The following is a 12,743-nucleotide window of genomic DNA, read 5'->3' on the forward strand; positions in this document are numbered from 1 at the left end:
CGAACCTCCTAACTGAGATAGTCCTGCTGGGGCTGGCGCGCTGTTATGCATTTTTCATAATAATGCTTTCCAGCGTATTGGCGACAGCCTGGCCGAAGTCTGCGATATTCTCCAGCTCCTCATAGATTTCCTTGTACTGAATAATGCGGATCGGGTCCTTCTCATGGGCAAACAGATTTTCAATCGATTCCCGCAGAATGCCGTCGCAGGTGGATTCCAAATCTTTAATTTTAATGACATGCTCCCGCATATTCAGCAGCTTCTTGCTCGCCAGCATGTCCACTGCGGTTTGAATTTCTGCCGCAGAGCTGCGGATCGCATCGGAAAACCGGCGCATATAGGTATCAGGCGTTGTAACAGAATACATCTCAAATAAAGCCGCAGTATGCTCCAGGCCATCCAGCACATCATCCAGGCTCATCGTAAGAGCCAGAATATCCTCGCGCTCGATGTAGGTGATGAAGGCATGATGCAAATCCTTAATGATTTCATGGACCATGGTATCACCCTTGGACTCATACTCCTTCATTTTCTCAGAAAACGTTTTCAGATCGCTTACATTTTTGGGTGTATGATCCGCAAAATAATCTGCCCCTTGCTTGAGGTTTGCGGCAATGCCTTCTAAATGGGCGGCGAACTTATCCTTTTTAGCCATGCGATTCCCTCCGTGTTTGATAAAGTATGGTAGATATCAATGTTAGCTTATCCCAGTGACACTTGCTCATACTTAAAAAGAAGGGAAATGAGCAAGAACCGGACCCCGAGGGAGGATCCGGTTCTTGCTTCACCAGCTCAGGCTTTCCGTCATCCGGCACTTCCGGCACATCTGCATATAGGGTGTGCGGATAAAATCGTGCCGGCAGCCGTGCTGCAGATCGGAAAGCTCTTGCTTGAGCTGCTCCAGTCTGCGCTGCAGCTCCTGCATGTCCCGCTGTATGTCCACGGCGGTCCGCATCAGTGCTGCTTCTCCACGTAAATGACACTGCCGTGTTCCTTGAACGCACGGGCTTTTTCCTGCAGGCCGTCCTCGATATAGGCAGAGCGGATGTCATGCGAAATGCGCATGCTGCAGAACTTTGGGCCGCACATGGAGCAGAAGTGCGCCGTCTTGGCGCCTTCAGCCGGGAGTGTTTCATCATGGTATTCCAGCGCCCGCTCCGGATCGAGCGACAGGTTGAACTGGTCGCGCCAGCGAAATTCAAACCGCGCCTTGGACAGGGCATCATCACGGAGCTGTGCGCCCGGATGCCCTTTTGCCAAATCGGCTGCATGGGCGGCGATTTTATAGGTGATGACGCCGGTCCGCACATCCTCCTTGTTCGGCAGGCCGAGGTGCTCCTTCGGCGTAACATAGCACAGCATGGCTGTGCCGAACCAGCCGATCATGGCCGCGCCGATGGCGGAGGTGATATGGTCGTAGCCCGGCGCAATATCTGTTGTGAGCGGTCCGAGTGTGTAGAACGGCGCCTCCTGGCAAATCTCCATCTGCTTCTCCACATTTTCCTTGATGAGGTGCATTGGTACATGCCCCGGTCCTTCAATCATGACCTGTACATCATGCTTCCAGGCGATCTTCGTCAATTCGCCCAGCGTCTCCAGTTCCGCAAACTGCGCTTCATCGTTGGCATCGGCGATGGAGCCCGGCCGCAGCCCATCTCCCAAGGAAACAGACACATCGTAGGTCTTCATAATCTCGCAGATTTCCTCAAAATGCGTGTACAGGAAGTTTTCCTGATGGTGGGCCAGACACCACTGCGCCATGATGGAGCCGCCGCGGGAGACGATGCCGGTGACGCGCTTTGCTGTCAGCGGAATATACCGAAGCAGCACGCCGGCGTGAATGGTGAAATAGTCCACGCCCTGCTCAGCCTGCTCAATCAGGGTGTCGCGGAATACCTCCCAGCTTAAATCCTCGGCAATGCCGTTCACCTTCTCCAGCGCTTGATACATCGGCACTGTGCCAACGGGAACCGGACAGTTGCGGATGATCCATTCGCGGGTGGTGTGGATGTTCTTGCCGGTGGACAAATCCATCAGGGTGTCCGCACCCCAGCGCGTGGCCCACGTCATTTTTTCCACTTCCTCCCCGATGGAGGAGGTGACCGCAGAATTGCCAATGTTGGCGTTAATCTTTACGTGAAAGCTTCGGCCTATGATCATTGGCTCCGCTTCCAGGTGGTTGATGTTGGCCGGCAAAATGGCACGGCCCCTGGCAATTTCACTCCGGACAAATTCAGGGGAGACGTGCTCGCGTATCGCCACAAATTCCATTTCCGGGGTAATGATGCCTTGGCGGGCATAATGCAGCTGCGTTACGTTGCGGCCTGTCTGAGCCCGCAGCGGCTTCCTCTGCAAGCCCGGAAACACCGTTTTCGCGCGCGGGTCATCGGTACGATAGCCATTATCCTCCGGGCGGATATCGCGCCCTGCATATTCTTCCGTATCGCCGCGTTTGAGAATCCAGTTGCGTCTGATCGGCTGCAGACCTTGGCTGATATCGACGGTGGCAGTATGATCCGTGTATGGACCGCTTGTGTCGTATACCCGCACAGGCTGATTGCCATGGCTGAGCTGAATTTCGCGCATCGGCACACGGATATCAGGGCGTGATCCCTCCACGTACACTTTTTTACTGCCGGAAAAGCTGGACATGATGGATACGTTCACATCATGCAAGGAATGGTTTGCTGTCATGGTACTCGCTCCTTTTTCTGTCAGGTGAAAGGACGCAGATCCAAGCGCAAGCAGGAAAAAGCCGGATCCAAAGGAGGACCCGGCTGAATGTTAGCACATAGAACACGGCAATATGCCATGTTATCCGCAATAACTTCCCCACGCTGGTACGAGCCAGATCAGGTCCAAAGGGTTAAGAAGCGTGCGCCTCTCTCTCAGCCCGGCAGTTCGGGCACCCCTAGTCAATTTCAGTTTTACAAGCTTTACTATAGATGTTATAGAAAATTTTGTAAAGTATTTTTATGGAAGTTTTCACCATGTATGACTGGCGGCAAAGGCCTCCAGCTTGCGGATAAACGCATCCGCAGCCTTTGAAGAGGGCTCCCGGCGGCGGACGATGGAGAGCGGCCGGGTGATTTTGGTGTTACGGATGCGGAGCGTCTGCACCTCGCCGGCAGCGAGCTCCTTCCGCACCGTCCAGCGCGACAGCACCGCAAGGCCGAGGCCTGCCATGACCGCCTCCTTAATGCCCTGGCTGCTGCTGAAGACAAATTGTCGCTTCATGTGCAGCTGCAAATCGGCAATGAACTTATCGCTGTACGCCCTTGTGCCTGAACCGCGCTCCCGGGTAATCCATACCTGATCCTGCAGCATGCTGCCCTCCAGCAGGCGGCGCTGCGACAGCGGGTGGTCCGGCGGTGCGATGACAATCATCTCGTCCTCCATGAACGGCACCACCTCGATATCCTCCTGCACCGTATTTCCCTCAATAAAGCCAAGGTCAATTTCGCTTGCGCGGAGCGCCTGCACGACCTCCTCCGTATTGGCAATCTTGACCCCAATGTCCACCTGCGGATACTGGTTCGTGTACGCCGCCAGCACCTTCGGCAAAATATATTCCCCAACTGTAAAGCTGGATCCGACCCGCAGCGTGCCGCTCACCGAATGCAGCATCTCCCGAATCTCCTGCTTCGCGTCCTCATAGTGCGCCAGAATCTGCTTCGCCCGCGCATACAGCAGCTTGCCGGCCTCCGTCACCCGCACCTGCTTGGGCGAGCGGATTAGAAGCTGTACCCCGAATTCCTCCTCAAGATTGCGGATATGCAGACTCACATTCGGCTGTGAAACATGCAGCAGCTCGGCGGCCCGGGAAAAGTTCTTCTGCTCCACCACCGTCACAAAAATTTGCAAGGGATCGACAATCATACGCTCACTCCGTTCTCTTCACATACACGACATTGTACCACAATTCCAGTAGAATGGAGAGAAGGGGGAGAGGAAGATGAAACGAATTGATGTGGCATCGGCGCTCATTCAAAATGAAAAGGGAGAGCTGCTGCTGGTGAAAAACAAAAAAGGCGACCGGGTGTACTGGGGCTTGCCCGGCGGCGCGGTGGAGGAAGGCGAAACACTGAAGCAGGCCGCCATCCGCGAGATAGAAGAGGAAACAGGATATACCGCGACTGTGACCGGACTGCAGTCTGTGCGCGAAATGTTCATCACAGAGCGCAATGATCACGCAGTCATCTTCACGTTTACCGCCCGCATTACAGGCGGACAGCTGCGGGTGGAGGACCCGGACGGAGATATCATAGACGTGCGCTGGGCTGACCACAGCACGGCACAGGCGCTCATGCCTGTTCTCTATACCACATTGCGGCTGACAGCACCTGGCCCGGCTTTTTATGCGTTTGAAGGGGTACGCGTATGATGAACGGAAACGGCTTACAGATTCGCAGACTCATAGAGGATGATAAGAGCCTGCTGGTCAAATGGCTGAACGACCCGCGGGTGCTGCAATATTACGAGGGGCGGGACAACCCGCACGATTTGCAAAAGGTGGAGGCGCACTTCTACCGCCCGGACGATTCAGGGGTCCGCTGCCTTGTTACATATGAGGAAATATCCATTGGCTATATCCAGTTTTACGAGCTGGGAGAAGAGGCGAAGCAGGAATATGGCTACAGTAGGAAACTCCGTATTTATGGCACAGATCAATTTCTCGGTGAGCCAGGGTATTGGGGCAGAGGCATCGGAACACAGCTTGTGCAGCTGATGACAGGCTATCTCATGCGGGAAAAGGGAGCGGATGCAGTGGTGATGGACCCACAGGCTTGGAATGAGCGGGCGTTGGCTTGCTATGAGAAGTGCGGGTTTCGGAGGGTGAGGCTGCTGCCGCGGCATGAATGGCATGAGGGGGAGCTGCGGGATTGCTGGCTGATGGAATACGCCGGTAAGTAAAGTACAGGCAGCGATGGCATGTTGGGCACACCAGCCATGCAGGTCAAACAAAAAAAGCCTTGTGGTATAAGGCTTTTTTTGTTTGACTCTAGGAAATCATCCTTTGCAAATCTTCTATATACTTTTTAAGAGAACGAATTTCCTGATGCAAGGCATTCAGCTTCTCCGTCTGCTCGTGCAGCTCGGCTTCCATCTCTTTTGTCGTATCCGGAACGAAGCGCGCCAATAGGCTCTTTTTTCGTTTGTTGAGGTAATTAGATACTTCATACAGGATATACATGCCAAGGACGGCTAACAGGAAGTACATCCCTTGCTGGCTGTAGAGAAACAAAATTGCATAGCCGGCATATCGATAGGATTTATACATCTTCCCTTTAATGTTGTTCCCAGTCAGTGTATAAGGGTCTTCCGCATTATTATTATCGCCCTTGATACGGAATTGCAGCTCCGGGCCGGAGTTGTCCACCTTCACCACACGGTGGATGACGGAAGCCGGTAATTGCAGGGTGCTCTGGGACTCGGAAGGAGGGGTCACAACAACAACATCTCCGACTTTTATATCCTCAGGCTTTACATTTTTAACGAGTGCCAAGTCTCCGACGTGCAATGCCGGCAGCATACTTGTACTCGGGATTGCGACGAAAGGAGGGGTAAAGAAGCGGTTTACAATAAAGAGTGCAAGAACGAGTGCGATGATGAGATATAGAGGCAGTCTTTTCATTGGGCAACACCTTCTGTATGTTAGATTTAGTTGAGCACTGGATGCAGGCTGCCTGGGACAGGCTAAACTCCATCCAGTGTTCACATTTGAAAAGACAAGCATCCGCATAGTGGGTACTTGTCTTCTCTTCGTGTATATGTACTTAACGTACAGTGAGATTATTGTCTAGCAATAGCCCCAGCTTTTGTAGTGATGGTAGCAGAGTACTTTGGTGCTTCAGCAAGAGCGTCGTTAACACTAGCATCTGCGTTTAAAGAAATTGCCTGTCCGTTATCGCTGCTAATGGAGTATGTGTTGCCGCCCTCAAGTACAAACGTAACAGAACCGTCTTCTAAGGAAATGATGTTATCTTGGTGAAGATTGTCATATTCTGTCCATGTTGCTGCTACATCATTAGCAGTGCCCGTCGCATCTACAGGAGCCGTAACTTGCTTAAATACTTTCAAGTTTTGGAAAAGGCTCTGGTAGTTCTGAGCTAGTTTGTCTGCGTTATCAAGATGCACAGTCACCACTACATCCTTCTTTGCTGCATTACCCGTTTGTTGAGCGTTGACAACAAACAAGTCCACACCGTTACCCTCAACAAGTTTAACCGCACCAGTTCTTGATGTAGTATAGCTAGAAGATGCTGTCCCGTAGTTTCCTACATTTGCGGCTACCGTACCAGTTTCTGCTGGTTCTATTGTAGCATTTGATGTTACCTTTGCTGTAAAAAGGTTTGCTGGTGAAGCTGTAATTGCCGCAAAGCTAACACCGGAAACTACGAATGCGCCCGCAATACCTGCGGCTAGAAATTTCTTTTTCATTTCTCATTACCCCCTAGTTAAGTTATTGACTATTACACTGAATATACTAATATTCGGTATATCGAATGTAAATAGTTTATGCGGAAAAATATTTCTTTTTTTTGAAAATTTGAACAAGCTTATTTTTATTTAAAAATATTATATATTTTTATTTTAGTAATACATAAGGATGGTTAAATTATTGTGAAATGTCTTATATTCATGCTGTTTATTACTGTTTCATGTATTTTAATAAGGATTTGGTGATTTCATTTTGTATTTTGGAATAATAATTAATCTATCGCGTTTCATTGTAGAGCAGAACGAGGTATTTTTTTACAAGTACATAAATATGACAAATGTGAAGCGGTTAAAATTGGTGTTTCTAGTTTTTGTTCATTATAAGAAAAATCTTAATATATAGAATTAAATTGGTATTTGCATTGCTGCGGTGTATATGACCGTCACTTTTGCCAAGCATTCCGATGCCAATCAAGCTAGTCTTAGATAAACCATTTTATAAAATTTTCATATATTTCCAGATCGACTTCTTTGCGCTCCCATGAAAGGGATGAGACCGTTTTAAGGAATGAAAGTTAACATGATGAAGGAATTTTTGCCCATTAGTGATAAAGTACTCCGTTATCAGCATGGAGCCGATTATACCCCCAAGTCAACGGCTGCAGTATCCGGAGATTCTGAAGGAAGACATCCGCCTGATGAAGGTCGCTATCGTGTAAAACCTCCGAGCCATCAAGTATGCACAGGGTCCGCACAAGCAGGGCATTCCAGTGGATGTCACCAATATGAACGACGATTTCTCGAGCTATAAACTGATGGCACCGATGCTGTCCATAATTCGCTGCGGTGTTGCTGAAAAGCTGGAGCAGTTTGTGTAGAATTTCTTGTTGCAATCTACGGGTCAGGCATTGTTGATAAGCATACTCTATGCTTCCCCGGCTCACTGGTAAGGGTGCTCGGCATTGGGGCGGAGGAAAATGACTTGGGACTGATTGGCACTTATGAAGTGCATGAGCTATGCGATCTTATTCATGCGGAGAGTGCTGGCAGTGTATGCTCAGGATTTCTATGCCGGGCGGCGCTGACAGCGAACTCGTTTGGCGAGGGTGAGGCATACTATGCGTCTTCCCGCAATAAGCTGGACTTTCAGCGTGAGCTTTTTGGCAGACTGATTGCGAAGCATGACATCCGCCGGTTGCTCAATACGGAGCTGCCCTATGACGTGACGGCGTAGCTGTGGACAGATGGGGTGCGTGAGCTGCGTAGGCTGCATCAGGTGTAGCATAGAAAAAGAGCTTGGAGTGCTCCCAAGCCCTTCTTCTATGTAGTTATCTGTAGTTTGCCGTAGCGGAATACTTTGGTTGTAAAGTAGTATCTTTTGAAGCGTATGCCCATGAAGTATGCTCAGTAGTATTACTAACAGTGATGGCATACTTTTTTCCGCCTGAAAGAGCAAACGCAAGTACACCGTTTTGTAGAGACAGTTGCTGGGATTTGCCTTGTACAGATTTCCAAGTGCCATTTTCTTCGGAGTAGACTTGTATATTCTCGTAGAAGGTAGAATAGTCTCCAGACATTTCAACACCGTTTTCCAAATAAAGAAATACTGATAACACCTTTTCAGGAGTACTGTTTGTTGCGTTTATAATAAACAAATCTCCCGCGTTTAGGGTACGACTGTCTTTCTCTACAAACGTATTCCATGCGGGCTTGCTCCCATACGGCCCTCCGCTGGCAGTATTTTCAGCAACAGTGGTCACAGTCGGATTACTTATTACTGATGCGGTCATAGAGTTTGAAGTGATTATAGATGCATAGCTCACACCCGAAACCGCAAAAGCACCGGCAATGCCGCATGCCAATAGCATTTTCCTCATTTCCATTCATCTCCTGCACGTACAATGTTCTGTATGCTTAATATAATAATATTCGGAAACTTAAAAGTAAACGATTTTTATACATCGTTTTCTATATAATGTATAATCCTGTTATTTTTGATATAGCAGCAAGGATGAGGTGCACATGGTGAAACCCATAGTGCCGCCAGCATAGACAAGCAGGCGGGGACACTGAGGGATGAGGCTGTGCATTATATATGGAATCAGCCATACGCAAAAAAGAAATGATTGTAATTTATGTATTTGAATTTCTATTGATATATTCCAGATCCAGCAGCCGTGCAGGCGCTCTAATCGTGCTTGTGATGACGGGAGACACAGAAGAGCAGCTGCCGTTGTCTTCTACATTGGAGTTTGCGATTGTGAAAGATTCCGTTCCAATTGACAGAGGAAAAGCCATCGCGGACTCCTGAAATCGTGATGTCATCAACAGCAATGCGGAAAGCGCCGCCCGCTAGGCTGATTCCGTCCGCCGCCCCTTTACCATGCGGGCAGCCAGTATATGGTTGAGCTTGAAGGTGCGCTCCTGGTTCCGCAGCAAGCAGCGCGCGCGTACAGTGTGGCCGTTGATTCCTTTTATTAAAATGGTCCGTTGGGTAATGTGCCCGTTTGCCGCCAAGTAAATGATTTCAACCGGTGTTTGCTGCTCCAGGCAGCACTTGAAGGTGCTGTTCATCTTCTCATCCCCTTTTGCATCTATTATAACAGAACAAACGTTCTTTTTCTATTCGGTGAGAACGTTTGTTTGTGGTATTTTTTCCAGAATATGCGTTTTCATTTGTTCCAGTGCATGTTTTCTTTTATGATAGAGGGGAAGTCATACATAGGAGAGGATCCGTCATGGTATATCAAGCAAGCAGGGAACGATATCAGCGTATGCAGTATGAGCGCTGCGGAAGGTCAGGAGTGCAGCTGCCCGCCATTTCTCTGGGGCTGTGGCATAATTTTGGAAGCGTAGATTCCTTCGAAAATATGAAAGCGCTTTTGTTCCGGTCCTTCGACCTCGGCATCACGCATTTTGATTTGGCCAACAATTACGGGCCTGTGCCAGGGTCTGCGGAAGAGAACTTCGGGAGAATTCTGCGGCAGGAAATGGGCAGCTACCGGGATGAAATGCTGATTTCGACAAAGGCCGGCTATACGATGTGGGAAGGGCCTTACGGAGATTGGGGCTCCAAGAAATACTTGGTGAGCAGTCTGGATCAAAGCCTGAAGCGCATGGGCCTGGAGTATGTCGATATTTTCTACCATCACCGTCCGGATCCGCATACACCGCTTGAAGAGACGATGGCCGCGCTCGACCTGATTGTGCGGCAGGGAAAGGCGCTGTACGTGGGGATTTCCAACTACAACGCCGAGCAGACAGCGCAGGCTGTCGAGATTTTGAACAAGCTGGGCACTCCATTGCTCATCCATCAATTCCGCTACAGCATGTTTGACCGCTGGGTGGAGGGAGGCCTGCAGGATGTGCTGCAGGAGGCCGGCGCAGGCTCCATCGCGTTTTCACCGCTGGCACAGGGCTTATTGACGGAGCGCTATTTGAAGGGCATTCCGACTGATTCCCGGGCGGGCAAGCCGAACACGTTCCTGCGGAGCGAGAATGTGACAGAGGATGTGCTGCAGAAGGTACAGGCGCTGCATGCCTTGGCGCAGGAGCGCGGACAGAATCTGGCGCAGATGGCGCTGTCCTGGGTGCTGCGTGAGGGAAGAGTGACTTCCGCACTGATTGGGGCGAGCCGCGTAGAGCAGATTGAGGAAAATGTGACAGCGTTGGAAAAGCGGACATTTACCGAAGACGAACTGCGTATCATTGACAGCATTCTATGTTGACAGAAGGGGGGCCTGCAAAAGGTCCCCCTTCTTCACTGCATCGATGTCCGGGTGAGTTGTTTCTGCTCGTACATACAGCAATCGGCAGCATGCACAAGCGCATCCAAATCCTGCTGCCGCGCACTGGCATCAGGTAAAACTCCGATGGAGGCGGAAAGCGGAAAGTCAAGCTGTGCCGACAGGCCCTGCAGATTTTGCTGAATGAGCTCCCGCAACTGGGTGGGACAAGCTTCTCCTTTGGCAATAATCAGGAATTCATCGCCGCCCCACCGGACAATCATATCGGTTTTGCGGAGTGTCTGCTTCAGAATATGGGCAACTTTGGCAATGACTAAATCCCCAGTGCGGTGTCCATGCGTATCATTGATGAGCTTGAAGCGGTCAATGTCCAGCAGCAGCAGGCTGAAGGGTTCTTGTCGGCCCCGGCATGTTTGCAGGCGTTCAAACCAGTTGTACAAATAGCGGCGGTTATACACTCCTGTCAAGGCATCCCGTTCTGACAAATATTGCACCTTATCAAACTGCAGGCCAATCCACCAGGCTAAGACAAACTCGGCCAAGTTTCCGAAAATATGAATAAGTTCGTTTGTCCCGGAGGTCCAAATCGCGCCATATTCCAAGTACGTATGAAGGGTCCAGCCGATGTAACCGCAAATGCAAATCAGAAGTGCCAGGGCTCTGCCACGGTATTTCATTTGTTTCTCCTTTTATATATGTTATTAAATGTATAAAAGAATTGTAATTGTTTGAAGTTAAGATTCCCACGCCTTTTTTCTGGAAAAAATAAAAGACCGGGGAGATTCCCGGTCTGCGCATCAATAGCCGTCTGTTTCGTGGCCCATGTTCTTCGCATCTTGTACAGCCTGATCCGCTGCAGCTGTGCTTGTGTGACTTTGTGCCTGCGGGGCCTGGTTCAGGCCTTCGCGTACGCGGCGGCCGTAGTCAGGGTCGGCGCTTGTGAAGTATTCAATCATCTTATCCTGGATGGCCGGACGGCAGACGCTCAGCGCGCCGACAAGGTTGGAAATCAGCTCATCGCGTTCGACATCGTCAAAGGCGCGGTACGTTTGGCCGGCCTGCCCGAAGTCGTTGGTGCGGTCAATTTTCTGGCGGACAAGGTTTGCATCGTAGTGCGGCTCATGCTCTTTGCCGTTTGGCTCCGCTTCCTTCAGGCCGCCGATGATGGACGGCTCGTAGTTGACGTGCGGGTTTTGGCCCGGCGCCATGTCGACGCTGTATTCCATTTGGCCGTCACGCTGGTTTGTCGCCACATGCTTCTTCGGCGCGTTGATCGGCAGCTGCAGATAGTTGGTGCCGACACGGTAGCGCTGTGTATCGGAGTAGGAGAACGTCCGGCCCTGCAGCAGCTTGTCGTCAGAGAAGTCCAGGCCGTCCACAAGCACGCCTGTACCGAAAGCCACCTGCTCTGTTTCCGCAAAGTAATTGTTCGGATTTTGGTTCAGCACAAGCCGGCCGACTGGAAGAAATGGGAACTTTTCAGGGTCCCACAGCTTTGTCGGGTCAAGCGGGTCGAAGTCGAGCTCCGGATGCTCGTCGTCGCTCATGATTTGCACGAACATTTCCCACTCCGGATGCTCGCCGCGTTCAATCGCTTCGTACAAATCCTGTGTCGCATGGTTGTGGTTCGTCGCCTGAATCGCGTCGGCTTCCTTTTGCAGCAGGTTTTTAATGCCCTGCTTTGGCTCGAAATGATACTTCACGAGCACGGCCTGGCCGTCCTTGTTCACCCACTTGTACGTGTTCACGCCGGAGCCCTGCATCTGGCGGTAGTTCGCCGGAATGCCCCATGGGGAGAAGATGAAGGTTACCATGTGCGTGGCTTCCGGTGTTTGGGACAGGAAGTCGAACATCCGCTCAGGGTCGGACAGGTTGGACACCGGATCCGGCTTGAAGGAATGCACCATATCCGGGAACTTCAGCGGATCGCGGATAAAGAAGATTTTAATGTTGTTTCCCACCAGGTCCCAGTTGCCGTCCTCTGTGTAAAACTTAATTGCGAAGCCGCGCGGGTCACGCAGTGTTTCCGGCGAATGCCCGCCGCCGACTACTGTGGAGAAGCGCACGAATACAGGCGTCTGCTTGCCTGCTTCCTGGAACAGCTTCGCCCGCGTGTACTTGGAAACCGGCTCATCGCCGACTTTGCCGTATGCCTCGAAGTAGCCGTGCGCTCCGGCGCCGCGTGCGTGTACAACCCGCTCAGGCACGCGTTCCCGGTCAAAGTGCGTAATTTTCTCTAAGAAGTGGTAGTTCTCCAGCGTTGTCGGACCGCGGTTTCCCACTGTTCTTACGTTCTGGTTGTCTGTAATGGGGTGGCCTTGCCGGTCTGTTAAGGTATCAGCACCCTCATTCGTTCCGAAGCGCTGATCCTCCGGGCCGCCGGCGCCGTTGACATTTGTTCCGTTCTCGTTATTGTTTTGATCCGTCATGGTCGTACACCTCCGTGAAGCATTGTCGAATCTATCGTGTCCTGTGCAGGGTGTTGTTATGCGGGAATTTCCAATAATTTTCCTGTATTTGGATTTCATGTTCTTTAAAAAATGGAAAAACGTGCAG

The 12,743-nt window shown here is 50.8% G+C and carries 16 protein-coding genes and 1 riboswitch; of the genes, 6 read left to right on the forward strand and 10 right to left on the reverse strand.

The annotated features are described in order from the left end of the window. Positions 1-43 precede the first annotated feature (43 nt). From NK662_RS15890 to NK662_RS15905, 4 genes are all read right to left on the reverse strand, one after another. Positions 44-655, reverse strand: a complete 612-nt coding sequence (locus NK662_RS15890) for a DUF47 domain-containing protein (protein WP_254759925.1) — start codon at positions 653-655, stop codon at positions 44-46. A gap of 129 nt (positions 656-784) precedes the next feature. Beyond that, positions 785-955, reverse strand: coding sequence for a hypothetical protein (locus NK662_RS15895; RefSeq protein ID WP_254759926.1), 171 nt, complete (start codon positions 953-955; stop codon positions 785-787). Then, a complete protein-coding gene (thiC, locus tag NK662_RS15900; RefSeq protein ID WP_254759927.1) occupies positions 955-2,694 on the reverse strand; it encodes a phosphomethylpyrimidine synthase ThiC in 1,740 nt (579 codons plus the stop codon). The genes NK662_RS15895 and thiC overlap by 1 nt, the downstream gene beginning before the upstream one ends. 118 nt (positions 2,695-2,812) lie before the next feature. Beyond that, a riboswitch (TPP riboswitch) is annotated at positions 2,813-2,923 on the reverse strand. 62 nt (positions 2,924-2,985) lie between these two features. After that, positions 2,986-3,879 carry a LysR family transcriptional regulator gene (locus NK662_RS15905; protein ID WP_254759928.1) on the reverse strand — a complete coding sequence of 298 codons (894 nt, stop codon included), beginning with the start codon at positions 3,877-3,879 and terminating at the stop codon, positions 2,986-2,988. A 76-nt stretch (positions 3,880-3,955) separates the two neighbouring features. On the opposite strand from NK662_RS15905, the gene NK662_RS15910 reads away from it, so the two are divergent. Both NK662_RS15910 and NK662_RS15915 read left to right on the forward strand, forming a co-directional pair. Beyond that, positions 3,956-4,384: an NUDIX domain-containing protein gene (locus tag NK662_RS15910; protein ID WP_254759929.1), complete on the forward strand. Its 429-nt coding sequence runs from the start codon at positions 3,956-3,958 to the stop codon at positions 4,382-4,384. Further along, positions 4,381-4,914 (forward strand): GNAT family N-acetyltransferase, encoded by a 534-nt coding sequence (locus NK662_RS15915; RefSeq protein WP_254759930.1) that lies wholly within the window; start codon positions 4,381-4,383, stop codon positions 4,912-4,914. Before NK662_RS15910 ends, NK662_RS15915 begins: the two co-directional genes overlap by 4 nt. Positions 4,915-5,002: 88 nt before the next feature. Here the strand turns inward: NK662_RS15915 and NK662_RS15920 are convergent, their stop codons facing one another. Together NK662_RS15920 and NK662_RS15925 are read right to left on the reverse strand one after the other, a co-directional pair. After that, complete coding sequence (locus NK662_RS15920; RefSeq protein WP_254759931.1) at positions 5,003-5,635, reverse strand: signal peptidase I; 633 nt, start codon at positions 5,633-5,635, stop codon at positions 5,003-5,005. Positions 5,636-5,793: 158 nt separating this feature from the next. Beyond that, entirely contained in the window at positions 5,794-6,441 is a 648-nt protein-coding gene (locus NK662_RS15925) for a hypothetical protein (RefSeq protein ID WP_254759932.1), read from the reverse strand. 764 nt (positions 6,442-7,205) lie between these two features. Between NK662_RS15925 and NK662_RS15930 the strand changes: the two genes are divergently transcribed. Beyond that, positions 7,206-7,319, forward strand: a complete 114-nt coding sequence (locus NK662_RS15930) for a beta-galactosidase trimerization domain-containing protein (RefSeq protein ID WP_368736071.1) — start codon at positions 7,206-7,208, stop codon at positions 7,317-7,319. A 14-nt stretch (positions 7,320-7,333) separates the two neighbouring features. After that, on the forward strand, positions 7,334-7,675 hold the full coding sequence (locus NK662_RS15935; protein WP_368736072.1) for a beta-galactosidase trimerization domain-containing protein: 342 nt from the start codon (positions 7,334-7,336) through the stop codon (positions 7,673-7,675). Positions 7,676-7,769: 94 nt separating this feature from the next. Here NK662_RS15935 and NK662_RS15940 read toward each other — a convergent pair whose 3' ends face one another. Further along, positions 7,770-8,318 carry a hypothetical protein gene (locus NK662_RS15940; protein WP_254759934.1) on the reverse strand — a complete coding sequence of 183 codons (549 nt, stop codon included), beginning with the start codon at positions 8,316-8,318 and terminating at the stop codon, positions 7,770-7,772. A gap of 218 nt (positions 8,319-8,536) precedes the next feature. Between NK662_RS15940 and NK662_RS15945 the strand changes: the two genes are divergently transcribed. Beyond that, complete coding sequence (locus NK662_RS15945) at positions 8,537-8,752, forward strand: hypothetical protein (protein WP_254759935.1); 216 nt, start codon at positions 8,537-8,539, stop codon at positions 8,750-8,752. Between the two features lie 41 nt (positions 8,753-8,793). Here NK662_RS15945 and NK662_RS15950 read toward each other — a convergent pair whose 3' ends face one another. Beyond that, positions 8,794-9,015: a WYL domain-containing protein gene (locus NK662_RS15950; protein WP_254759936.1), complete on the reverse strand. Its 222-nt coding sequence runs from the start codon at positions 9,013-9,015 to the stop codon at positions 8,794-8,796. Between the two features lie 164 nt (positions 9,016-9,179). Between NK662_RS15950 and mgrA the strand changes: the two genes are divergently transcribed. Then, entirely contained in the window at positions 9,180-10,169 is a 990-nt protein-coding gene (gene mgrA / locus NK662_RS15955) for an L-glyceraldehyde 3-phosphate reductase (RefSeq protein WP_254759937.1), read from the forward strand. A gap of 32 nt (positions 10,170-10,201) precedes the next feature. On the opposite strand, the gene NK662_RS15960 is transcribed toward mgrA, so the two are convergent. Then, positions 10,202-10,864 (reverse strand): GGDEF domain-containing protein, encoded by a 663-nt coding sequence (locus tag NK662_RS15960; RefSeq protein WP_254759938.1) that lies wholly within the window; start codon positions 10,862-10,864, stop codon positions 10,202-10,204. 120 nt (positions 10,865-10,984) lie between these two features. After that, positions 10,985-12,616 (reverse strand): catalase, encoded by a 1,632-nt coding sequence (locus NK662_RS15965; RefSeq protein ID WP_254759939.1) that lies wholly within the window; start codon positions 12,614-12,616, stop codon positions 10,985-10,987. Positions 12,617-12,743: the final 127 nt, after the last annotated feature.

It is taken from the genome of Ectobacillus ponti, assembly GCF_024294785.1.
Taxonomy (GTDB): Bacteria; Bacillota; Bacilli; order Bacillales; family Bacillaceae_G; genus Ectobacillus; species Ectobacillus ponti.